Below are 22,448 nucleotides of genomic sequence, written 5' to 3'. Positions count from 1 at the left end.
ACACTCTTCCCCCTTAGTTACGTAATGGTTTTCCTTTTACAAGCATGTGCTGCATTCTTGCTTGTGATTTCATTTCGCTCACTAAACTGATAAATGCTTCGCGTTCCACATCTAATAAATATTGCTCATCAACTTCTGTTCCATATGGGATTTTTCCGCCAGCAATGACATATGCGAGTTTTTTCGCAATGTGTAAGTCATATTCGGAAATATAGCCAGATAAGTGCATTGCTTCTGCCCCAAGTACAAGCGTTGCATATCCTGTTTCACCGACAACTGGAATCTTTTTACGAACAGGCGCTTTATAACCTGCTTCATATAACGCAAGCGCTTTTTGTTTTGCATCATATAGTAAGTGATTGCCATTGACGCTAATACCATCTTTATCGCCTAAGAAGTTATGAGAAGCTGCTTCTTGTGCAGATGTTGAAACTTTCGCCATCGCTACTGTTTCGAACACTTTGTTTGCAACTTTTTGCAGATCAAATTCAACACCATTTGCCATTTTGTTCAAATGTTTAATGTATAACTCTTTGTTGCCGCCTCCGCCAGGGATTAAACCAACACCAACTTCTACTAATCCCATGTACGTTTCGCTAGACGCTTGAATGCTAGCTGCCGGTAAGCAAACCTCTGTACCGCCGCCAAGTGTCATCCCATAAGGCGCTGCCACGACTGGCTTTGAGCAGTACTTCATTTTCATCATTGCATCTTGGAAGTTTTTCACGACCCACTCAATTTCAAAATAATTGTCATCTTGCGCTTCCATTAAAACCATCGCAAGGTTCGCACCAACGCAGAAATTCTTCGATTGGTTTCCAATGACAAGTCCTTTATAATTCTTCTCTACTTCATCGACAGCGTAATTAATCATTTGCGTAATATCCATACCGATTGCGTTACTCTTTGAATGGAATTCTAAGCAAAGGATGCCATCGCCTAAATCAATAAGGCTCGCACCGCTATTTTTCTTCAGTACGCCATTTTTCTCTTTCAGTTGTTTTAAAGAAATTGCCTTTTTATTACGAACGATTTGTTTATATTCACCGTTATCATAGTAATAGCTCTCACCATTATCATGTTTATAGAACGATGTAATGCCTTTCTCGATCATCTCTTTTACCCAAGCAGGAACAACTTGACCGTCTTCCTCCATTTTTTGAACGGACTTCTCAACGCCAATTGCATCCCAAATTTCAAATGGTCCTTGCTCCCAGCCAAAGCCCCACTTCATTGCATTATCAATTGCAACAATATTATCAGCAATTTCTTTCATAAGCTTCGCTGAATATAGAAGAGTTGGCGTAATAATGTTCCATAATAATTCGCCAGCGCGGTCTTTTGCATATACAAGCGCTTTCAATTTGTTTGCTAATCCTTTTTCCTGTTTACTTAATTCAACAGAAGCCGTGTTCAATTTTTTACGTGCTTCGTATTCCATCGTTTCAGGATTTAACTCTAAAATCTCTTTTCCTTGTTTTAAGAAGAAGCCTTGACCTGTCTTACTTCCAAGCCATTTTCGTTCTAACATGTCGTGCATGAAAGCTGGTACTTTGAAGACTTCACGCTCTTCTTCTTGCACGTTTTCATATACGTTATTTGCAACGTGAACAAATGTATCTAATCCGACAACATCTAATGTGCGGAACGTTGCACTTTTCGGACGGCCAATTAACGGGCCTGTTACTGAATCTACTTCGCCAATGCTATAACCGCGTTTTACCATTTCTTGCAGTGTTACAAGCAGTCCGTACGTACCGATGCGGTTTCCAATAAAGTTTGGTGTGTCTTTTGCAACAACAACACCTTTTCCAAGTACATCCTCGCCAAATAGTTTCATGAAGTCTAACACATGAGGAGCTGTTTCTTCTGTCGGTATAATCTCAAGAAGTTTTAAATAACGTGGAGGGTTAAAAAAGTGCGTTCCCAAGAAGTGTTTTTTGAAATCGTCTGAACGCCCTTCTACCATTTTTTCAACGGAAATACCCGATGTATTTGAGCTAACAATAGAACCTAACTTGCGAACAGCTTCTATTTTCTCAAATACTTTCTTCTTAATTTCCAAATTTTCAACAACAACTTCGATAATCCAATCAACGTCAGCAAGGCGTTCCATATCATCTTCCATATTGCCAGCTTCAATTAACGTTAAGTTTTCTTTCATTGTAAGAGGAGCTGGTTTTTGCTTTAACAATTTTTGCAGCGCTCCGTTACTGAAACGATTTCGTACACTTTTATGTTCTAATGTAAGTCCCTTCGCTTCTTCCTCTTTTGTAAGCGTTGGCGGTACAATATCAAGCAATAATGTCGGTATACCGATGTTAGCTAAATGCGCAGCAATTCCAGAACCCATTACACCAGAACCAAGAACTGCAGCCTTTTTAATTTGGAACATCCAATTCTCCCCCTTATTCTTGAATGAATGCTCATTCAATTTTTCGACAAACGTCGCAATCTATGAATGAGCCTCTACTAATAAATATATGATATTGTTTAAATTTTCGCAATATATTTAAAGATAAAATTTTCTGAAATTATTTCTTTTTTTATATTTTGGGCATGATATGTAGTGAACTTCCTTTCTTAAAACACCTTCTCCTAAAAAGGTTAGTCACACTTTAAAAATCCATAAAGTGAAACTTCCATCAGTGAATGATTTTTTCACTGATGGTTAGTTGAACCAATCGGGCTTTTACGGGCAGTTAGCTTCCTCGCTTTTCTCTGCATCTTGATGTGGAGGTCTTACTGCCCGTTAAAGCGGGATAAATTTGATCACACGGAGGCATAACTTATGGCAAAAATTAAGAAAAACCCATCAAAAGCAGGTATTAGTTCTACAAGCGTAACAGGAAATGCTGGTCCAGTTGATCGCGGCATCGAAAAAGGCCGACAAGGAAATAATCAGCAATATAAAAAACAAAACATGGGTGAAAAATAAGAGTACAACTATAGGCAGCGAACGTGGCATAATGAAAAATAGGCTATATCGCTGCCTATTCCATACATAAAAGAGGGTACAGAATGAAACGAACGATTACACTACTTGTTATTACTGCTACATTATTTATTACGATGATCTTTTCCTTATATACACACAGACAAAAAGTAGCCAGTGCTGCCCAGCCTGATATATACGGAAAGTACGGCGTGACAATCGATGCAAATACAGGAGAAGTTTTATATGGAAAACGTGAACATGAACGCTCCTACCCAGCAAGTGTAACGAAAATGATGACTGCTCTTCTTCTACTAGAAAATGTAAAAGAAGATGAAGAAATTACCGTTACAGAACATGCAATAAAAACAGAAAGCCAAAGTAAAAAGATTACACTACATGCTGGAGAAAAGCTAAAGCGCGATGAGGCATTAAAGTTGATGCTTGTTATTAGCGCCGATCCAATCGCTGAATCGGTGGCAGAACATATCGCTGGTTCCAAAGAAAAATTCGCAAAAATGATGAATGAACGAGCAAAACAGCTCGGAGCGACACATACAACGTTTAAAAATGCAAGCGGGGCTGATGCGCTTGGAAACAAAACTTCACCATATGATTTAGCACTTATTACAAAAGAAGTATTAAAGTATCCAGAAGTCTTGCAGGATATGAATACCATTCATACAACTATACATACATCCATGCAAACGAAAAAAATCGCAAACTATGGACGTGAAGAACTGTACGCTGATCCACATGCGATTGGAAGTAAAAGCGGTCTTTCTACATTAGCAGAATATACAGTCGTCACAATAGATGAAAAAGACGGTAAAAGGGTTATTACCGTTGTCCTCTCTTCTGACCGCAAAACACTGTACCCTGATGCAAAAAAGATGGCAGACTATGCTTTTGAACAATTAAAATAACCAAGGAAGTTTAAACTTCCTTGGTTATTTTTTAACCATTCCTTTTAATACGAATGCTACGTTAGCTGGACGTTCTGCTAAGCGGCGCATGAAGTAGCCGTACCAGTCGTTTCCATATGGTACATACACGCGCATTTTATATCCTTCTTTCACAAGCTCAAGTTGACGCTCTGTACGAATACCATATAACATTTGGAATTCAAACTGATCACGGGAAATGTTGTATTCTTCAGCAAGTTTTTTTGTATATTCAATAATTGCATCATCATGTGAAGCGATTGCTGTATAATTACCATTTAATAAGTGCGTTCTAATAATCTTTTTATAATTGTCATCTACATCTTTCTTCTCTGGGAATGCAACTTCTTCAGACTCTTTATACGCCCCTTTTACAAGACGTAAATTTGGATGATACGCATTCAAATCATCTATATCTTTCTCTGTTCTATATAAATACGCTTGAATTACTGTACCAACATTATCATATTCTTCTCTTAGTTTCATGAAGATATCAATTGTTTTTCCGCAACGTGAATAATCTTCCATATCAATTGTTACAAACACACCGTTTTCTTTCGCTGCGTCTAAAATACGGCGCATATTGTTCATAACTAAATTTTCTGAGATATCTAAACCCATAGAAGTCATTTTTAATGAAAGCTGAGAATCTAGCTTTTCGCGACCGATTGCACGAATCGCTTCAATCGATTCATCCGCCATTTCATTTGCCTCTGCTTCGTTATCAACAAATTCCCCTAAATAGTCGATCGTAACGCAAAGGTTTTGTTTGTTTAAATCTTTAATTGCAGCTACTGCTAAATCAATTGTTTCTCCCGCAACAAAGCGTCCTGCTCCAAAACGTAAACCGTATTTTTTCGCTAGTTTTGTTAGCGCTTTATTTTTTGATAAAAACAAGAAAGAGTTACGCATTAATTGTTCCATGTATTTCACCCCTATGACTGTACTTTGTCTGTTTTTTACCCCTCTTCTAAATTATATCATTGTTTAAAATTATTTGATACAAATAATTATTTAGATAATTAACATAATAATAGTGGAATGCTTGCATAGTCGAATTTTAAAAGGAAAAAACGAAATGAAAATTTTTCGACATACAGAAATTTCGGAGGTATGAGTAACAATATAGTAAAATGCCTTCTACGAAAAATAATTTCGACAAATGTTTTTTAACATCTTCTCCTCTCTATAAACACTCCTTCCATTTCATATAAAAAATGGTATACAGATAAACAAACATTATATAAAAATAACTCATATACCTATTCATCAAAAATAAGAAAAGACCACTTATACAAGTAGCCTTTTCCTATTTTTCACTTATTTTGTCTATGTTCATCATTTCGCTTTTTAATTTCTGTAATTAACTTTACCATCTCTTCTTTTGCATCTGGATACGTTTCATTCCAATGCTTTACAAGAGCTGGCATCGTTTTAGCAATATACGAATATAATGCCCATTTCTCAACCTTTTGTTTATATTCTTCGTTGCTCTCTCCTAATAATAGCTCTGTATACTTCTGTAGCAAGCCGTCAAACTGTTCTTGAAATTTGTCACTCATCCCTCTAGCCCTCCTTCGTATTTCTTCATATTTGATAGTAAAGAAATTTAAAGATAGAAACAAATTTCTTGTCCTGCTTTTTTAAGTCATATAAAAAAAGAAGCAGCCCTACTTAGCTGCTTCCCCTATACGGGCAGTAAAGCCCGATTGATGAGAGCTTTCCATCAGTGGGGGATGAAAAACCTTTCCACTGACGGAAGTTTCACTTTATAACTTCGACTGTACAGACTGTAACTTCTTCTCCATGGAGCTGACTTTATCACGGCGGTCATCAACGCGAATATTTGTTGCTACGCGGCCTGCGCCTTTAGAAAATGGAACTTCATGCATTTGTTGAATGACTTCAAATAACACCGGAAGTTCTCCTTCAATAATTGTATTCATTGGTGTTAATTGATACTTCACGCGATCTGCATTTTTCTCAAGTACTTTTTGTATTTCTGCTACATACTCACTTACACTTGTAGTTCCTGTTCCAACTGGAATAATGGTAACATCAACAATTGCCATTTCTGTTCACCTCTTCTGTAGATTCTTTATCCCGCTATTTGCGGGTAGTAATACCTCCACCTCAAAGTTATGTGTGGGATAAACTGCCCGTAAAAGCCCGATTGGTTCGACTAATAATCAGCGAGGGCCCCCACTGATTAAAGTTCCACTTTATTATTGTACAAAATTTTCTTCTTAATTTCCTACATTATATACTTACGTAAATCTATTTTTCATCTTTTGAACTATCTATCACTTAATAACCTAATGCTCTATTTGAAATGAAGGAATTCAATAAACTAATTTATTTTCTCTGAATATGCTTATCTACCGTAACTCTTTTCTATCCGCCCTGCATATATTGGTATCACTTCTGCAAAAAATCGCATTTTCGCAACTTTGAAAGGGAGTGGCCCATGAAACGTTTATTTATTACCTCATTATTAGCAGGAAGTCTTCTGCTAGGAACAGCAGCATGTGAGAAAGAAAAAGAAAAACCAACTTCTTCTCCTCCAGTTGAAAAGCCAGTTCCACCAGAACAAATACCAGCTCCAGCTCCTATTCCACAACCTGCTCCTCAACCGAGCCAACCTGATCCACATCAACCAGCACAAGTTGAGACAACTCGAACTATCCAAGAATTTGTTTCCACTTTTAATCGTCTTGGAAAGCCGTCCGGATATAAATTAGGAAATGTTAAGCTATTCACAGAGGATCAAGCAACCGTTACGTACAATGGAACATTCAGCAATGGTTTAGGATTTGGCACGACAATTTATAAATCTAACGGCAATATCGGTGCTGTTGCTGTTGTCGGTTCAGATGCTTCTGAACAAGACACTTCAGCCTTTTATGCAACGGTAGGTCTTGTTATTTTGAGTTTAGACCCTTCTCTTGGTCAGCAAGGTGTTATGTCTATTTTAGAACAACTTGGATTAACTGATCGTACATCCCATCAATATACAACACAAGCTATTGGCGGGACATTAATGGTAACAGAAAGTAACGGCACCCTCACATTCCAAGCTGTCCATAATTAAATATGAAAAAGGTTACAATCTCAATATATCGACGCTTTTCACGAAATATCGGCGCAATCTCTTCATATATCGGCGCTTCGACACAACATATCGACCTTCCGACAATATACGAGATGAATACGCCCCAAAAAACATTCAAAAATGGCTGTCGGGAAAATCCCGACAGCCTAAAGTTCTATTTTAAATTGTTCTACTAACTTTTCTAAATGGCTCATTTCCACCGTTAATTGCTTCATCGTTCCTGACACTTTTTCTAGATGAGATACCTGTGTTTCTGTCGCCGCATTAACTTCTTCTGATACAGCTGCACTCTCCTGACTTGTTTCAGCGATGGTTTGCATAACTTGTGTAATATCTTTCTGCTCATGTCCAATATTTCGCACTTCAGTAGAAATGTTTTCAATAGAAATAACAATTTTGAATGCTTTCTCAGCATCGGTCGTTACATGACCTTGTACATTTGCAATTTCTTTTAAATTGCCGACAACTTCTACAACGCGAGACACTTCATGCTGCACTTCTCCAATAATAGATGTGATATCTCCAGTCGCTTCCTTTGATTGCTCCGCTAATTTCCGTACTTCTTCTGCAACAACAGCAAAACCTTTTCCTTGTTCCCCTGCACACGCTGCTTCAATGGAAGCATTTCATGCTAATGAATTTGTTTGATCAGAAATTCCTTTAATAAGCTCAACTAAATTTTGAATAGACTGTACACTATGTTCAAGCTTATCAGCTGCCGCTTCTGTTTCAATCACAAGAGAAGAAGCTTCTTCTCTTGTATTCACGAAGAGAGTTCCTTATTCTTAAGAAAGAAGAAATTTTCGTTCAGGAGGAACTATGTTACAAAGATTCGGTTTTTCACAATATGAAAGTCAAGCATACGAAGTCCTCGTTTCAAGCGAAGAGCCGCTTGATGCAACGAGCATCGTGAAGTATTCTGGTGTTCCGAAAGCAAAGATATACGAAGTATTGGCACGTCTTATTGATAAAGGCATGGTGATGGATTCTGTTTCTGAAAAGAAAAAACTATATATCGCCTTGCCGCTTCAGCTTGCTATCGAAAAGTTAACCGCAGAATTTCAATCAAATATTGAAGAGTTACAAAACAACGTATCGAAAAAAATATTTACAGATGACCGTGTTTGGAGCTTAAAAATGCAGTCTTCTATTCATGCGCAAAGTAAACAACTTGTGCAGGAAGCGAAGAAATCCATTCGTATGTCTGCATGGAATGATACGTTCCTAGAATATATGCCGCTATTAGAAGAGAAGAAAAAGCAAGGTGTAGAGATAGAAGCACTTGTTGTAGGGAATCTTGATACAACACTAGAACAAATTCACCTCCTCATTCCAACAGAAGAACATGATGCACTTGAGCGCTTTTTACTCATCATTATCGATGATCATGAAATTTTATTTGCAGGTGTTGAACAAAATTCATGGCAAGCAATGAAAACAATGTCTCAGCCATTCGTTAAATTTTTCACAGAATTTTTCTATCATGACGTTGCCCTTGCGAAAATTACAGAAAAGCATCATGATTTATTTATGAACGATGAGGAAATTCGAAGTATTTTAATGAAATTACGCTATTAAAAAAACGGACATGGCTGGAAATGAACTTTCCCTCATGTCCGTTCTTCATTTTGTTTCTTTATATCGGATAATAATGAAATAATTTGCTGATTTTGTTTCATTTGTTCTTCTGAGTTCATATATATAAACCGAATCCACCGAAACACAAAAGCAAGTACTACAATAGGAAGTATCGTAAAGTGAAACTTCCATCAGTGGGGGTTTTCTTCATCCCCCACTGATGGTTAGTTGAACCAATCGGGCTTTTACGGGCAGTTATCTCCCGCCTATCTTCTTCGCTTTTCTCTGAACCTTGAGGTGGGGGCTTACTGCCCGTTAATGCGGGATAAATAGAAAACCAATAACAGACGTTAACATTGTCACTATCATCCACCTCCTTGTAACAAGATATTCCACAATCTCTTTCAATATCCTTACACAAAAAAATAGGCATCTCTAAAAGATGCCTATTTTCAAAATCTCTATTAATTAACCTGTTTCTTATTCAAATACCAATAAACCGGTAATCCTGTAAGCACGATACCAATTGATAAGAAACAACTAAATGGATCATTGATAATCGCACTTCCAATTACAAATAATGAGCCTAAAATTGCTATAATTGGTACGATTGGATATAAAGGAACACTATATTCACGTTTTTGTCCTGCATTACGTTTTCGTAAAATAAATACACCGATAAATGTCATCATATAGAAAATATAAATAATAAATACGGAAATCTCGGACAATTTATTCGGATCACTTATAATCATTAAAATAATACCAAGTAGAATCTCTACAAAAATTGCATTTGCTGGCGTTTTAAACTTATCATTAATTTTCGCAATGAACTTTGAAAACGGCAACTGGCCAAGCTCTGCCATTGATACTGGAATGCGTGGGAATGTTAAAATTTTCCCATTTAAGCATCCGAAGATTGAAACGATAACACCAATACTAATCAATTTCCCGCCATATTCACCTAATAACACTTCAGCTGCTTTCGCTGTTGCATTCTCGCTAAGTGCAACAATTTGCGGAGCTGGTAACACTTTTAATAATGCAACGTTAATCAATACGTACGCTGCTGTTACCACAAGAATTCCAGTTATCAGTGCTTTTGGCAATAGCTTTGTTGGATTTTTCATTTCACCACCGATAGACGCTAGTAAAATCCAACCATCATATGCAAATAATGTTGCTAAAATTGCCATCCCAATACTTTGATTTGCGGACTCTGGTACAACGACGTTAAATATATCGCTATTCCCTTTCCAAAGTCCCATCACAATAATAAGTACAACCGGGATCATTTTCCCAATCGTTGTCACAGTTTGAACAATACCCCCATACTTTGTTCCAACACTATTTACAGCACCAAGAAATACAACTGTCCCAATCGCGATTGGTAAATTCCACACTTTATCAATATGGAAAAAGTTCAAAACTAACGAACTAAAATACAATCCTAATGTTCCAATAATTGCTGGTCCATATACAAGTGTTTGCATCCATCCAGATAAATAACCCCAAAATCTTCCATAAATCTCTTCTAAATACGTATACAAACCACCATTTTTTGGAATTTGTGCCCCAATTTCTGCAACAGTTAAACCGCTTGCTAATGTTAAAATACCCCCAACTACCCAAGCAAAGATTGCCATGTTAGAACTACCTGCGTAATCCAATACCTTACCCGGCTTCATAAATACGCCAGAACCGATAATTGTTCCGATAACGATTGATAGTGCGACTGTTAGGCCAATTTTATTTTTGTCATCGTGATGCATACTGCGTCTCCTCCCTCTAATCCTAGTTTGATCTAAATAAAATAAAAAAAACACTCTTCCCTAAAAAAAGGGACGAGTGTTTGATTCGCGGTTCCACCCTTGTTCCAATTGACACGAAGACAAAAAACGCCAATTGCTCAAGTTTCAGATAACGGCTGTTGCCGGCAAACAATTACTAGATGTTCGTTCACTGCTGCAGTTCAAAGGTGGTAAACTATTCTTTCGTATTAGGAAGCTTACAGCCTAAGGCTTCCCTCTCTGAGAATCGTAAAAAATAGATCATGTCCTTATCAATACTTTTATATTGTCGAATTTTGTTGTTACTGTTCATTATATTGAATTTTTGAAAAAATGCAAGAGTGTTTTATATTACATACACAAATTATACCGGTATAATATAACAGATATAAAGTTTCCTCTCTATTAACCTCCAAGCTCCTTCATAATCAAGCCGATAACAAGTGGTCATTACATTAATGCATCAATTTCGTATATCGAAATCACAAAAAAATAGACAGTGCTCACTAGAGCACTGTCTTATTTATGCAGTAAAAACCCGATTAGGCGGGCGGATGCCCCCATCGATGGAAATTTCACTTTATAAAAGTAAACTTTTCTTATGCGCTTTGCACTTGTACATCTTCACGATCCATAACTTTCCTCAATACTATAGTTTGAATCACAGTAAATAAGTTACTTGTAATCCAGTACAAGACAAGTCCTGATGGTGCAGCAGATCCCATAAATAAAATCATTGCCGGCATTATAAACTGCTGGACTTTTAATACTTGGCTTTGCTCTCCTGTCATATTAGACTGAAATACTTTCATTTGCAGGAATGTTGACATAGCAGCAAGGACAGGTAAAATGTGATAAGGATCTGCATGTCCTAAATTTACCCATAAGAAAGAAGATGAACGAATCTCTTCCGTGTGACTAATTGCATAGTACAATCCTGAGAAGACCGGCATTTGCAGCAGCAATGGTAAACAACCCATCAGCGGGTTTACACCGCCCTCTCTCATTAAAGTCATCATTTCTTGTTGATATTGCTTTTGTTTTTCCGGATTCTTCGTCGTATCGCCATACTTTTCCTTCAATTTCTGAAGCTTTGGCTGCATTTTTTTCGTTTTTAATTGGCTGCGATATTGCGTAATCGTCAGCGGCAGTAATATCGTACGAACTACAATCGTAATAATGATAATGGCAATCCCAAAGCTATGATTCGGCAAATGGTGCGCCACAAACTGCAGCATAACAGAAATTGGATATACAATAAAGTGATTCCAAAATCCTGGACTATTCGCATCAACTGGTCCTGCATTTGCATTCGCATTACTACAACCAGATAAAACAACAACAAGTAATAAAGATAAACTTACGAGCCAAGCTCGGTATGATTTAAACATATATATATTCCTCCAATGTTTCTTAATTCGTTAGCGAAACATTGGTTATATACGGACCTACATCGTCACTCTCTCCGCTTGCTTCTTGCCTGCGAACTGAGTGGGCCATTCCATGTTTATAAAAGATAGAGAAAAGTAAGCTATTCCCTATATGTTCCTCACATGTTTCAACGACTGCGAAAGCTTTCTGTCTGCCCCTATATGTTTGCTGACGTACAAAACGTGAAACATTAGTGAGAAATAAGACTTCTAATAAACAAAGTGCCGTTGTTACAACAGATATACATAACATTGCATCTTGCAACAGGAATTCCATCTCTTCACATCCTTATGACAGGATTATATCATACTACTTCAACATGTAAATTCCTTATATTTTACATATTCATGTTTTTATCCATACACTTAAATTGTAAAAATTTTATAAAATTTTTGTATAATAATAAAACTATTGCCAGTGCTTGAAAAAAGCATTATTCTCTTCTTGTAATAAAAAACGAATATGGAGATGAAAACAGACTATGGGCCAACTAGGAGACGCCGATTACGTTCCCGATACCGCCTTTTTATCATTCCGAGCTGCAAAAACATTGCATTTAGAATTCATCATTCAACTTGTTGTTATTTCAGTTGCTTCAATTCTCTATGCATTTTCAATGAATATGTTTTTTATTCCACACCACATGATTAGTGGCGGCTTTGCTGGCGTTGGGATGATTATCGGTTACTTAATGCACTACAGTATTGGTGCACTCATCTTTTTATTAAACATTCCACTACTTTTTCTTAGCTATTTTTACTTAGGAAAGAAAACAACTTTTTTAACAGCATACTTTCTTGCTGTATCGACTCTTGCTATGAATATCATTCCAGTTCATCAAATTTCTGAGGATGTTTTGTTGTCTTCTGTTTTTGGTGGTGTATTATGCGGAGCTGCGACGGGAATCATTTTCCGGTTTGCCTCTTCAACAGGTGGATTCGATATTATTGGGTTAATTGTAGCAAAACATAAAGATATTTCTATTGGATCCATTATTTTTGCCTTTAACCTTATTCTACTTGCAGTCGGTGGTTTTATTTTTGGATGGGATATTACACTTTACACACTTATCAGCCGATTTGTTGTAAGTAAAGTCATCGATTCTATTCATACAAAGCACATTAAATTAACAGTGATGACCGTTACAGAAAAAGGAAGTGCCATTAAAAAAGCATTACTACAAAACGGGATTCGCGGTGTAACAATGGTTGATGCTGTCGGTGGATATACAGATCATAAGAAAAAAGTGATTTACACAATTGTTACGCGCTATGAATTAGGAGAAATTAAACGTCTGATCCGTCACGTTGATAGCCATGCTTTTATTAACATTACAGAAACAGTAGAAGTGGTTGGACGATTTAAACGTATATAACAAAACGCAAGGAGGAAATCCTTGCGTTTTTATTTGCATATAAAAGAGTTCCGTAAAAGCCTAACTGATGGAAGTTTCACTTTATCCCGCATTAACGGGCAGTAAGACCCCCACCTCAAGATTCAGAGAAAATCGAAGAAGATAGGTGGGGGATAACTGCCCGTAAAAGCCCGATTGGTTCAACTAACCATCAGTGGGGGATGAAAAAAACCCCCACTGATGGAAGTTTCACTTTATGATATAGAAGAAAATGAAATGATGTTTATAACTATTTGAAACATCAAAAACTAGAAATATCAGATAATTATTTTTGTTCAAATCTAAAACATGTTATACTATGTATATATCATAAAAGTAGATAATGACTATAGCTTCTTATTTAATTTTTATTAATTAAAATTCAGGTCCTCCTGTTCAAATTATGATGATAAAGGAGATGAACGTATGAACAAACGAATTAGATTTATAATTGCAACATTATTTGCCATAGCAGGTGGTCTCGTATGCTTTTGGACAAATACTCATACTGGTGAAAATATATATATGAATGGAATCGATTCTATTGTAAGCGCTTCAATTTTAGGTTTGTTTACTCTCTTCCTTTTTAATCCGGAAGAAAACGCAAGAAAAACGACACTTTTAACGATGATTGGAATTGTCGGCGGTTGTATCTCATTTTCAACAACAACTTATGATTTACCTCTGCAACTCAGTACAGCGTTCTTCCATGGTCTTTGGACTTGGTTTATCGCATTTTGCGTAGCAGATATCTTTAATTTATTACAGGATGAAAACCACGTTCAAATGGAAAGTAATTCGTAATAGAAAAGAAGGTGGTCTCTGAAATGTGCCCTTTGTAAAGGGTACATTTCAGAGACCACCTTTTTCGACATAGAATGGATATTTTTAATTTACTGTTTGAGCAAACACACGTTTAATTTGTTTACGGAACCCTATCGCTACACCTGCTGCCACGACCACAACAACACCGATAATAATCTTTCCGATATGATCTTCAAACACTCCAAAAATAGCATCTATGTTTCCACCTAACCAATAACCGCCTACTAAGAAGAATGACACCCAAAATAATGCCCCGCAATAAATTGTTATCGCAAAGCGGCGAAATGGTAAACTAATAATACCTGCAAAGTACCCTGTAAAATGACGCACACCAGGAATAAAAAATGCAAGAAATATTAGGGAATACCCATACTTATCGAACCACTTCCGCGTTAAATCAATTTTACGCTGCGTTAGAAAGACATATTTTCCGTACTTTTGAATAAATGGCATACCGAGCTTGTTTCCTACAAAATATTGAATTGTCATACCAACGCTTGTCCCTAGAAAAGAGAAGAAGATTAATAATGTTAAGTGTAACTCACCTGTATGCACTAAATATCCTGCATACACTAATGTTGGCTCTCCCGGAAACGGAAATGCAATATACTCTAACAACAGTCCAACGAGTACAACATAGTACCCGTATTGTTGAAATAATTCATGAACCCATTCCATGTCGATCTCTCCTTTTCTTGCTGATATTCAATCTTCTATAACGTACTCATTTCGTATTATTATTATTGTATAATACGTGTTACCGGGAGTACTATCTCAATGGCTTACAATAAGATTACATTTTTGTAAGAAGGGGTTTTTTATATACTATTTGGAAATCATCTCCACAAACTCATACTCACTCCCAATTGTTTGCTGCAGAAGCGTTTGAACCGGCACAAATCCAACTTTCTTATACACCTTAACCGCTCGTTCATTAAATGCTGCAACAGCTAAAGAAACCGTATGGATTCCAAACTGTTCTCTTCCAAAATTCATTCCTGTGCGCACAAAGGATACTTCGAGTCCTTCTCCCGGAAAATCAAGAAAGCTTGCCAAGTGGATTATGGAAAATGATTCAAGATTGATGAATTTTTAAATGCAGCCAAAAAGTTACAGAAAGAATCGGGGAAATTGAGTATGATTATTCTTGACTGTCAGCTGATTGTAAAATTGCAGAGGGGTGTTCCTTGATGATAAATAGTAGAATGAATCCTAAGGTTGATGAATTTTTAAATGCAGCCAAAGAGTGGAAGGAAGAATATGAGAAGTTGAGAAATATCGTTCTTGACTGTGAGCTAACCGAAGAATTTAAATGGATGCATCCTTGTTACACGTTTGAGAAAAAAAACATAGTTTTAATACATGGATTTAAAGAATATTGTGCGCTTCTGTTTCACAAAGGTGCCTTGTTACAGGATACTCATGGGATTCTAATCCAACAAACGGAGAATGTACAGGCGGGGCGCCAGATTCGGTTCACCAATGTTCAAGAAATAGTTGAAATGGAAACCATCTTGAAAGCCTATATTTATGAAGCCATTGAAGTTGAAAAAGCCGGTTTAGAAGTGAAAAAGAAAGAGCATAAAGAGTTCATAATTCCTGAAGAACTTCAAAATAAATTGGATGAAATGCCTACTTTTAAAACTGCTTTTAAATCATTGACACCGGGACGGCAAAGAGCATACATTCTTTATTTTTCTCAACCCAAACAATCCAAAACTCGAGAGTCAAGGGTTGAAAAATATATCCAGAGAATTCTCGATGGAAAGGGATTAAATGATTGTACTTGTGGGCTATCTCAAAAGCAGCCCAACTGTGACGGCTCACACAAGTCATTGGATAAGAAATAATATTAATCAAACTTTAAGATATTGTCTCACTTTGCGTTCATTCGAACTTTTTTTAGATCGTAGGTAACACTCAATCAAATAATTTAAAATGAAAAAACAAAAAAATGATTCGTAGAGTATAAACAAACTACCGTATAACAGGCTTACGCATTACCAGTTAAGAAAAGAAAAATACTGCACACAAAAGTGTACCCTTTGGCTTTTTGCTGAAAGGTACACTTTTCTTGAACTAACGGGTGCTTTAGTTGAACAAGCCAATCTAAAAAAGTCGGTTCCTTAGCGTACAGGAATTCGACTTTTTTTAGGTTAAAATTCGCTTAGCATACAAAATTTCCGAAATGTTGGCGGTACCCAAATAAACAAAGTAGGGATAATCGTGTCACTTAAGTTGGTACAATTATGTCAATCTACATTAATGTCCTTTACAAAGGGTACATTTTAAGATCTGAAGGGACTTTTCATTCACATAATTAATGTTATCGATAGTTACTAAAGTACTCATTAGCTTAATACCTTACTTGCCATTTATTCCAGAAGGTAAGAAATAATACCTTGATTCGTACTTTGTAGCAAGCTTAGGATATCATCACGATAACGCAAATTATAAGAAGTTAATTTTCTTTAAGCTTGTTCCAGGTAGTTAGGTTAGGATTCTACTTGGTCGCCTCTCTCACCATCGTTTTCTGCAAGGCCACCGCCACCAACAGCGTGTTGCTGTTTAGTATTGGAACTTTCAATTGCCGCATTTGTTCCAGCTGTACTGTCTTTTCCAGCCCCACTTGCAACCTGAGTAGCCGCAGATTGTTCCTGACCTACATTGATTTGATTATTGATAACAATCACATTTTCTTGCTCATCGTGGCAATGTTCATGTTCAGTGTGCGGTTCAGTCTGATTACCTTCTATACCTGTATTTCTCGCTGTTCCCTGAGCCCCCACACTTTGTTGTTGTTCACTATTCGATGAATCAAGAGCAGCATTATTCCCTGCAGCACTGTTTCGTCCGGCCCCACTCGCGATTTGTGTAGTATTTGGTGCACTAGTAAACTGGTTGTTGATGACAATCACATTCTTCTTTTTTTCAGATGGAGAAGGCATAACAACAAATCTTTCTCCGTCTCTTTCAAAGATGACAGTCGGCCGTTCATCATTATCATGTTTTTTACCAAAATCCATTTTCAAATTTCCCTCCTTTTTATAGAGATAATAGAAAGGACATTCATATTTTAACGTTTTTATGTGCCCTGATTCCTTAACTTTTCCATTAAAATGTGAATAGCTCTCCCTTACTATAAAATGGAAATTCCAAAAAACTGCTTGGACAAATACATAAAATCTAAAAACTCTATCAAACATATACGAATTTCACGCTGTTTAACCTAATAAGATATTTATTTTATCCTAAAGACCCGTACAGCTTTTCTACTTCCTCCTCAATTTTCTTCACATCAATACGTTCAAATAGAGGTGACACATTCGAAATACAAGCTGGACATTCAGCAATGTAATTCCATTTGCTCTGAGAAACCTCTAACATTTGTTGTACTTGTGCAGTTGAAAACGGAAGAAACGGCGCTAATACTTGTGCAAAATTTACAATGAAATGAACACAATTTCGCATTGTTTCATCGCAGGCTCTCTTGTCCTCTTTTATTTATTTCCATGGCTGCCTTTCATCGAAATATTTATTAGCATAGCGAATCGTTTCAAAAATCATTTCTAGCGCTTGTTTAAAGTACGTTTTTTCAATCAATCGTCCTACTTCCACATATAATCCTTTTAGCTTCCCTTCAATTTCTTGCTTGATTTTTCCAACTGGTACAGTATTCTCATAATATTTTTCAAGAAACTTTAGCGTTCTATTAACAAAGTTTCCATATGCTCCTAACAATTCACTATTATGACTATAAATAAATTCTCGCCACGAAAAATCTGTATCTCGATTTTCTGGTGCGTTTATAGTTAAAAAATAACGTATCGAATCAGGATTATATTCCTTTAACATTTCTGGTATCCATACAGCCCAGTTCCTACTCGTAGATAATTTCCTTTTTTCCACCGTTAAATATTCATTAGACACAATATACTCTGGTAACGCTTTCGCCTGTATTCCCTGCAAAATGGCTGGCCAAATAATTGTATGAAATGGAATATTATCTTTGCCGTGCACATAATACGTTCGTGTATCCCCTTGCCAAAATGATGTATCATCACAGTTCGTTTCTTGTGCCCATTGTTTACTTGCTGAATAATAACCAGACACAGCCTCGATCCAAACATACACCTTCTTATCTTCGTACCCAGCAACTGGAACGCTTACTCCAATTGGCAAATCTCTTGAAACAGCACGGTCTTGTAACCCTTCTTGTAAATATCGCTGCGTCAGCTGCACGGCGTTCTCACGCCATGTACCATTTTTCTTTACTGTTTCTACATATTCTTCTAGCTTCTGCTGTAATGAAGTTAATGAAAAATAAAAATGTTCTGTCTCCTTAATTGTCGGTGCATTGCCGCATAGTTTACATGTTTTCTCCAACAAATCTATCGGATCTAAAATAGCAGAACATGCATCGCATTGATCACCACGCGCTCCTGCACCGCAGTGCGGACAAATCCCTTCCACATAACGGTCCGGCAAAAACTGCGCACAAGTCTCACAATATGTTTGTTCTACAGTCTTTTTATAAATAAACCCTTTTTCTAACAGTTCTAAAAAGATATGTTGAACCACTTCATGATGATGAACACAGTCAGTACGTGTATAACAATTATAGGAAAAACCTAGCTCTTGAAAACATCGCTCAAATTCCTCATGATAGCGATCAGCAATTTCTTTTACACTTACTCCCTCCTGCTTAGCACGAATCGTAATCGGTGTACCGTTACAGTCACTTCCTGATACATATAACACCTTATCTCCTTTTAAGCGATAATAACGTGCTAAAATATCTCCTGGCAGTAAACTAGCAATATGACCAAGGTGCAATGAACCATTTGCATATGGCCAAGCGCCTCCAATAAAAATATTCATCCTACATTCCCCCTTTAAAAATAAAAAAGCCTCGTCCTTATCTTCTAAAAAGATAAGGACGAGGCTGTATATACAGTCGTGGTACCACCTTATTTCATCAATCGCTTACACGACTGACCTCTGCAAGTACGGAGCAACTATTGCTCGTATACTGTGACTTTGATAACGAGAGCCAACACTCGTCGCCGCCTACTATTATCAAGCGATAAGTTCAGGACGAAGCTCAGAGGCCATTGTTCAAATGAGCATTCTTGCTTCTTCTCAGCTACCGAAGCTCTCTGGAAAGAATGATTTCATTCTACTTTTCCTCTTCAACGCTTTTCATATGTAATTTACATTTTATAATATTATACAGAAAAATCAAACTATTTTTGTTTTATTACAAAAAAATTGCAATTCATTCCATCGAAAGGAATTTTCAGGTTTATGAAGAATTTATACTCCTTCACGGAAAGGAGCGATCATTTTGAATCAACAGCAATTAAGCGCAAAGAATAAAGCGGGCTGGAGTAAAGCCGCTTATGAAGCTTGGACAAATCGCCACGGAACGCTGCATTCTTTTAGCAAGCAAATACGGGAAAACCCTACTGCCGAGGTCGCTTATTATTTGCCTTACATCGGTGAAGTGCAAGGAAAACGAGTTATAAATTTAATGGGATCAAAGGGGAGTAAAGCGGTTGCCCTTTCATTATTAGGAGCAGAAGTAACAGTTGTCGATATTTCAGAGAGTAATGCGAAATATGCTAAAGAACTTGCCGCAGCCGCTGAAACACATATTGAATACATCGTGTCGGATGTACTAGATTTACCAGAAACAATAGGCTCATTCGACATAGTATTACTTGAGCTTGGTGTGCTCCACTATTTCATAGATTTAGAGCCTTTATTTACACTTATTTCTCAATTACTAAAACAAGGTGGAACATTCCTTTTACGCGACTATCATCCAATGTATACAAAACTTCTGCAAATAGAAGATAACCAAGCAATCGCAAATGGGAATTACTTTTATGAAAATGTAATCGAAGTAGATGTAGCCTACAGTATGCTCTTATCAGAAGCAGAGCGCTCCTCTTTACCTAAAAATACGATTCGCAGATGGACATTAGGAGAAATTGTAACAAAAATCGCCCAAGCAGGACTCCGTATCGAAGAGCTCACAGAAGAATGTGGTGCAAAGCAAAAATGGGTCTTTCCACCTCACGCGCCGGAAGGAATTGAACATCGCATCCCTGGACTATATACACTGATCGCCAAAAATATATAGAAAAACTCTCTTCAAAATGAAGAGAGTTTTTCTTCTATGTATAGCGCGTATAAGTCGAAGTTGGAGATTACTAAAATATGATTAAATAGGATAAAGTGAAACTTTATGAGGAATACTTTTTTGATCTAGAAAAAAATGCTGTGAGCTCAATCACTGCATCTTCTCTTCTCATCTTGTATAATGAGAATAACTATCAATCATGAATAGAGGTGTTCGTATGTCTCAAACTTTAGAAGATAAAGTATATGCCAATTTAGAAGCTGTAATTGACCCTGAGCTTGGTGTAGATATTATAAACCTTGGGCTAGTATATGATGTCACAACTGATGAACAAAATAATGCTGTTATTACAATGACAATGACTTCTATTGGTTGTCCAATGGCTGGACAAATTGTATCTGATGTAAAAAAGGTATTATCGACAAATGTTCCAGAGGTCAACGAAATAGAAGTAAATGTTGTTTGGAATCCACCTTGGTCCAAAGAACGTATGTCACGCATGGCAAAAATCGCACTAGGAATTCGCGATTAGATAAAAAAAGACCTGACATTATTAAAGTCAGGTCTTCTTCGTTTCTTATTTTACACCTACTGCATCATACGCTTTCGTTACAGCATATACCGCATCAGAGTTTTGACCATATAAATCTGCAGCCGCTTGAATGGCAGCTTGGCGCATCATGCTAAAGTTTGAGTTTGCAGTTAAATATTTTGTAAGAGCACGGTAATAAATTTTCTCTGTTGCTGCGCGGCCTACACCATTTACAGCAACGCCGTAATGTGTACCACCTTCAGAAACGAGATATGCAGCTTTGTTGTTAATACTACTATTAATATGAACACCGCCGTTATCAACTGTTCCTGTGTAGCGTTTACTATAATGATCTGGATAACCTTCAGTTGGTTTTAATGGATTTGGAAGAGCAGCAGGATTACTTAAAGAACGCAGTGCATCTCCCGCTTTACCTGGCGTATAAATATCTTCTCCCATCTCCCAATCATCACGATCTACCATCGCACCCATAATATCAGATAACGATTCATTTAATGCACCCGATTCGTTTTTATACTCTAGATTTGCGGAGTATTCTGTTACTGCATGAGTCAGCTCATGCGCAATAACATCAAGTCCTGCTGATAATGGAATGAATACTTTTCCATCACCGTCCCCGTACATCATTTGGACACCATTCCACGCTGCATTATTCCAGTTTTCCCCTACATGAACAGAAGAGATTAATTTCGCCCCTTCATTATCAAAGGAATTACGCTTAAATGTTTTCTTATAATAATCGTATACTTTCTCAGCGTTAGCATGCGCATCAACAGCTGCTTTATCTTCAAAGAATTTGTTTCTACTTTCAATTTCATCACCTGTATATCCAAGCCATTGTGACAATATGTTAAATATAAATTCATTCATGTTCTTCGCATCGAATGTATGAATACCTTGTCCACGCGTGCCATCAAATAATTGAAAAGTGCCTGTCTTTTCATTTTGTGACATTTCAAACGTTGTTCGATTTCCTAACACACCATATCCAAACCCAGCCATATGATCAACTGCATTATATTTTTCAATCACATTACCATTTGTCGCATCAACGAAATAATGCCAATAGCCTGGTGCTGGATTTGAAACAGATGCTTTTACAAGATAGGAAAGATAATATTGTCCCTCTTTTTCATATACATATAAATCTTTCTTAATACCATCATAGTTATCTACTTTTCCAATTTCTTTCTCAATATCAGCTTTTGCAATATTTACAGCCTCATCTTCTGAAATACTTGCAGTTGCTGGGATATTTTTATTTTCTAAGTTTGGAATAACTTGTCCGAAAAATGCTTTCACATTATTGTCTTTATCAAGTGCTACTGTTTGGTCAGAGCCATATACAGGAACACCATTATATTTTTCAATAAGCTTCACATGCGTTGTTCCCGCTTCTGCGTCTTTTTCTTCTCCGACGATTTCAAAATGTTTCTCCATATTTCCTGCTAATTTAAACATGTCTTTCTTACTCTTTAAATACTCAAACACCGTTTCTTTTTTATCTAGTCCTTCCGGTGCTTTCCACTCTTCCCCAATATAAGATGGTGTCTGAAATTCTTGGTTGTATTGAATTTTTTGCTCTGCTGCATATGTACGTGACGTACCTAATGTCGCAAATGCCCCTAAAGCTAGAGATAAAGCTAACGTTGAAGATAAAACCTTCTTTTTCAAAAACAACACTCCCCATCCCCTAATGTTTTGACACTTTTATACAATTCTAGAGATAATAGTAATAA

General features: G+C 36.8%; 20 protein-coding genes, 2 pseudogenes and 2 other annotated features. Of the genes and pseudogenes, 9 read left to right on the top strand and 13 right to left on the bottom strand.

Annotated features, from left to right (window positions below):
• Positions 1-13: 13 nt before the first annotated feature.
• Positions 14-2,395, bottom strand: a complete 2,382-nt coding sequence (locus tag LRP84_RS08440) for a 3-hydroxyacyl-CoA dehydrogenase/enoyl-CoA hydratase family protein (RefSeq protein ID WP_230574677.1) — start codon at positions 2,393-2,395, stop codon at positions 14-16.
• 396 nt (positions 2,396-2,791) lie between these two features.
• Between LRP84_RS08440 and LRP84_RS08435 the strand changes: the two genes are divergently transcribed.
• Positions 2,792-2,938: a YuzL family protein gene (locus tag LRP84_RS08435; RefSeq protein ID WP_090916082.1), complete on the top strand. Its 147-nt coding sequence runs from the start codon at positions 2,792-2,794 to the stop codon at positions 2,936-2,938.
• Between the two features lie 83 nt (positions 2,939-3,021).
• Positions 3,022-3,861, top strand: coding sequence for a D-alanyl-D-alanine carboxypeptidase family protein (locus LRP84_RS08430; RefSeq protein ID WP_230574676.1), 840 nt, complete (start codon positions 3,022-3,024; stop codon positions 3,859-3,861).
• A gap of 24 nt (positions 3,862-3,885) precedes the next feature.
• Here the strand turns inward: LRP84_RS08430 and LRP84_RS08425 are convergent, their stop codons facing one another.
• From LRP84_RS08425 to LRP84_RS08415, 3 genes are all read right to left on the bottom strand, one after another.
• Positions 3,886-4,803: a proline dehydrogenase family protein gene (locus tag LRP84_RS08425; protein ID WP_230574675.1), complete on the bottom strand. Its 918-nt coding sequence runs from the start codon at positions 4,801-4,803 to the stop codon at positions 3,886-3,888.
• Between the two features lie 392 nt (positions 4,804-5,195).
• Positions 5,196-5,441, bottom strand: a complete 246-nt coding sequence (locus LRP84_RS08420; RefSeq protein ID WP_098308883.1) for a YusU family protein — start codon at positions 5,439-5,441, stop codon at positions 5,196-5,198.
• A gap of 207 nt (positions 5,442-5,648) precedes the next feature.
• Positions 5,649-5,951, bottom strand: coding sequence for an MTH1187 family thiamine-binding protein (locus LRP84_RS08415; RefSeq protein WP_090998954.1), 303 nt, complete (start codon positions 5,949-5,951; stop codon positions 5,649-5,651).
• A 395-nt stretch (positions 5,952-6,346) separates the two neighbouring features.
• On the opposite strand from LRP84_RS08415, the gene LRP84_RS08410 reads away from it, so the two are divergent.
• A complete protein-coding gene (locus LRP84_RS08410) occupies positions 6,347-6,970 on the top strand; it encodes an adhesin (protein WP_230574674.1) in 624 nt (207 codons plus the stop codon).
• A 167-nt stretch (positions 6,971-7,137) separates the two neighbouring features.
• On the opposite strand, the pseudogene LRP84_RS08405 reads toward LRP84_RS08410, so the two are convergent.
• A pseudogene (locus LRP84_RS08405) lies at positions 7,138-7,656 on the bottom strand (methyl-accepting chemotaxis protein); the annotation flags it as partial.
• Between the two features lie 154 nt (positions 7,657-7,810).
• On the opposite strand from LRP84_RS08405, the gene LRP84_RS08400 reads away from it, so the two are divergent.
• On the top strand, positions 7,811-8,569 hold the full coding sequence (locus LRP84_RS08400) for a TrmB family transcriptional regulator (RefSeq protein WP_230574673.1): 759 nt from the start codon (positions 7,811-7,813) through the stop codon (positions 8,567-8,569).
• A gap of 464 nt (positions 8,570-9,033) precedes the next feature.
• On the opposite strand, the gene LRP84_RS08395 is transcribed toward LRP84_RS08400, so the two are convergent.
• The 3 genes from LRP84_RS08395 to LRP84_RS08385 form a co-directional block, all read right to left on the bottom strand.
• Positions 9,034-10,341 (bottom strand): APC family permease, encoded by a 1,308-nt coding sequence (locus LRP84_RS08395; RefSeq protein WP_230574672.1) that lies wholly within the window; start codon positions 10,339-10,341, stop codon positions 9,034-9,036.
• Positions 10,342-10,406: 65 nt separating this feature from the next.
• Positions 10,407-10,644 (bottom strand) — a binding site (T-box leader).
• A gap of 314 nt (positions 10,645-10,958) precedes the next feature.
• Positions 10,959-11,750, bottom strand: coding sequence for a membrane protein insertase YidC (gene yidC, locus LRP84_RS08390; protein ID WP_230574671.1), 792 nt, complete (start codon positions 11,748-11,750; stop codon positions 10,959-10,961).
• A gap of 22 nt (positions 11,751-11,772) precedes the next feature.
• On the bottom strand, positions 11,773-12,066 hold the full coding sequence (locus LRP84_RS08385) for a hypothetical protein (RefSeq protein WP_098308893.1): 294 nt from the start codon (positions 12,064-12,066) through the stop codon (positions 11,773-11,775).
• Positions 12,067-12,271: 205 nt separating this feature from the next.
• On the opposite strand from LRP84_RS08385, the gene LRP84_RS08380 reads away from it, so the two are divergent.
• On the top strand, positions 12,272-13,165 hold the full coding sequence (locus LRP84_RS08380) for a YitT family protein (RefSeq protein ID WP_230574670.1): 894 nt from the start codon (positions 12,272-12,274) through the stop codon (positions 13,163-13,165).
• A 444-nt stretch (positions 13,166-13,609) separates the two neighbouring features.
• A complete protein-coding gene (locus LRP84_RS08375) occupies positions 13,610-13,987 on the top strand; it encodes a DUF3938 domain-containing protein (RefSeq protein ID WP_230574669.1) in 378 nt (125 codons plus the stop codon).
• 84 nt (positions 13,988-14,071) lie between these two features.
• Here the strand turns inward: LRP84_RS08375 and LRP84_RS08370 are convergent, their stop codons facing one another.
• Positions 14,072-14,686: a DedA family protein gene (locus tag LRP84_RS08370; protein WP_230574668.1), complete on the bottom strand. Its 615-nt coding sequence runs from the start codon at positions 14,684-14,686 to the stop codon at positions 14,072-14,074.
• A gap of 147 nt (positions 14,687-14,833) precedes the next feature.
• Positions 14,834-15,004 (bottom strand): GNAT family N-acetyltransferase, encoded by a 171-nt coding sequence (locus LRP84_RS08365; RefSeq protein ID WP_230574667.1) that lies wholly within the window; start codon positions 15,002-15,004, stop codon positions 14,834-14,836.
• 194 nt (positions 15,005-15,198) lie between these two features.
• Here LRP84_RS08365 and LRP84_RS08360 point away from each other — a divergent pair, with 194 nt between their 5' ends.
• Positions 15,199-15,858 carry a DUF1801 domain-containing protein gene (locus LRP84_RS08360; protein ID WP_230574666.1) on the top strand — a complete coding sequence of 220 codons (660 nt, stop codon included), beginning with the start codon at positions 15,199-15,201 and terminating at the stop codon, positions 15,856-15,858.
• A 645-nt stretch (positions 15,859-16,503) separates the two neighbouring features.
• Here LRP84_RS08360 and LRP84_RS08355 read toward each other — a convergent pair.
• Positions 16,504-17,034 carry a hypothetical protein gene (locus LRP84_RS08355; protein WP_230574779.1) on the bottom strand — a complete coding sequence of 177 codons (531 nt, stop codon included), beginning with the start codon at positions 17,032-17,034 and terminating at the stop codon, positions 16,504-16,506.
• A 220-nt stretch (positions 17,035-17,254) separates the two neighbouring features.
• A pseudogene (metG, locus tag LRP84_RS08350) lies at positions 17,255-18,889 on the bottom strand (methionine--tRNA ligase).
• A 51-nt stretch (positions 18,890-18,940) separates the two neighbouring features.
• Positions 18,941-19,213 (bottom strand) — a binding site (T-box leader).
• 142 nt (positions 19,214-19,355) lie between these two features.
• Here metG and LRP84_RS08345 point away from each other — a divergent pair.
• Positions 19,356-20,156, top strand: a complete 801-nt coding sequence (locus LRP84_RS08345) for a class I SAM-dependent methyltransferase (RefSeq protein ID WP_230574665.1) — start codon at positions 19,356-19,358, stop codon at positions 20,154-20,156.
• A 217-nt stretch (positions 20,157-20,373) separates the two neighbouring features.
• Positions 20,374-20,688 (top strand): metal-sulfur cluster assembly factor, encoded by a 315-nt coding sequence (locus LRP84_RS08340; RefSeq protein WP_098308904.1) that lies wholly within the window; start codon positions 20,374-20,376, stop codon positions 20,686-20,688.
• A gap of 45 nt (positions 20,689-20,733) precedes the next feature.
• On the opposite strand, the gene LRP84_RS08335 is transcribed toward LRP84_RS08340, so the two are convergent.
• Positions 20,734-22,383 (bottom strand): M4 family metallopeptidase, encoded by a 1,650-nt coding sequence (locus LRP84_RS08335; RefSeq protein ID WP_230574664.1) that lies wholly within the window; start codon positions 22,381-22,383, stop codon positions 20,734-20,736.
• Between the last annotated feature and the right edge of the window lie 65 nt (positions 22,384-22,448).

The organism is Bacillus rhizoplanae, assembly GCF_917563915.1.
Classification (GTDB): Bacteria; Bacillota; Bacilli; order Bacillales; family Bacillaceae_G; genus Bacillus_A; species Bacillus_A rhizoplanae.
Note: the sequence above shows the minus strand (reverse complement) of the source record. Positions and strands in the feature narration are given on the sequence as shown.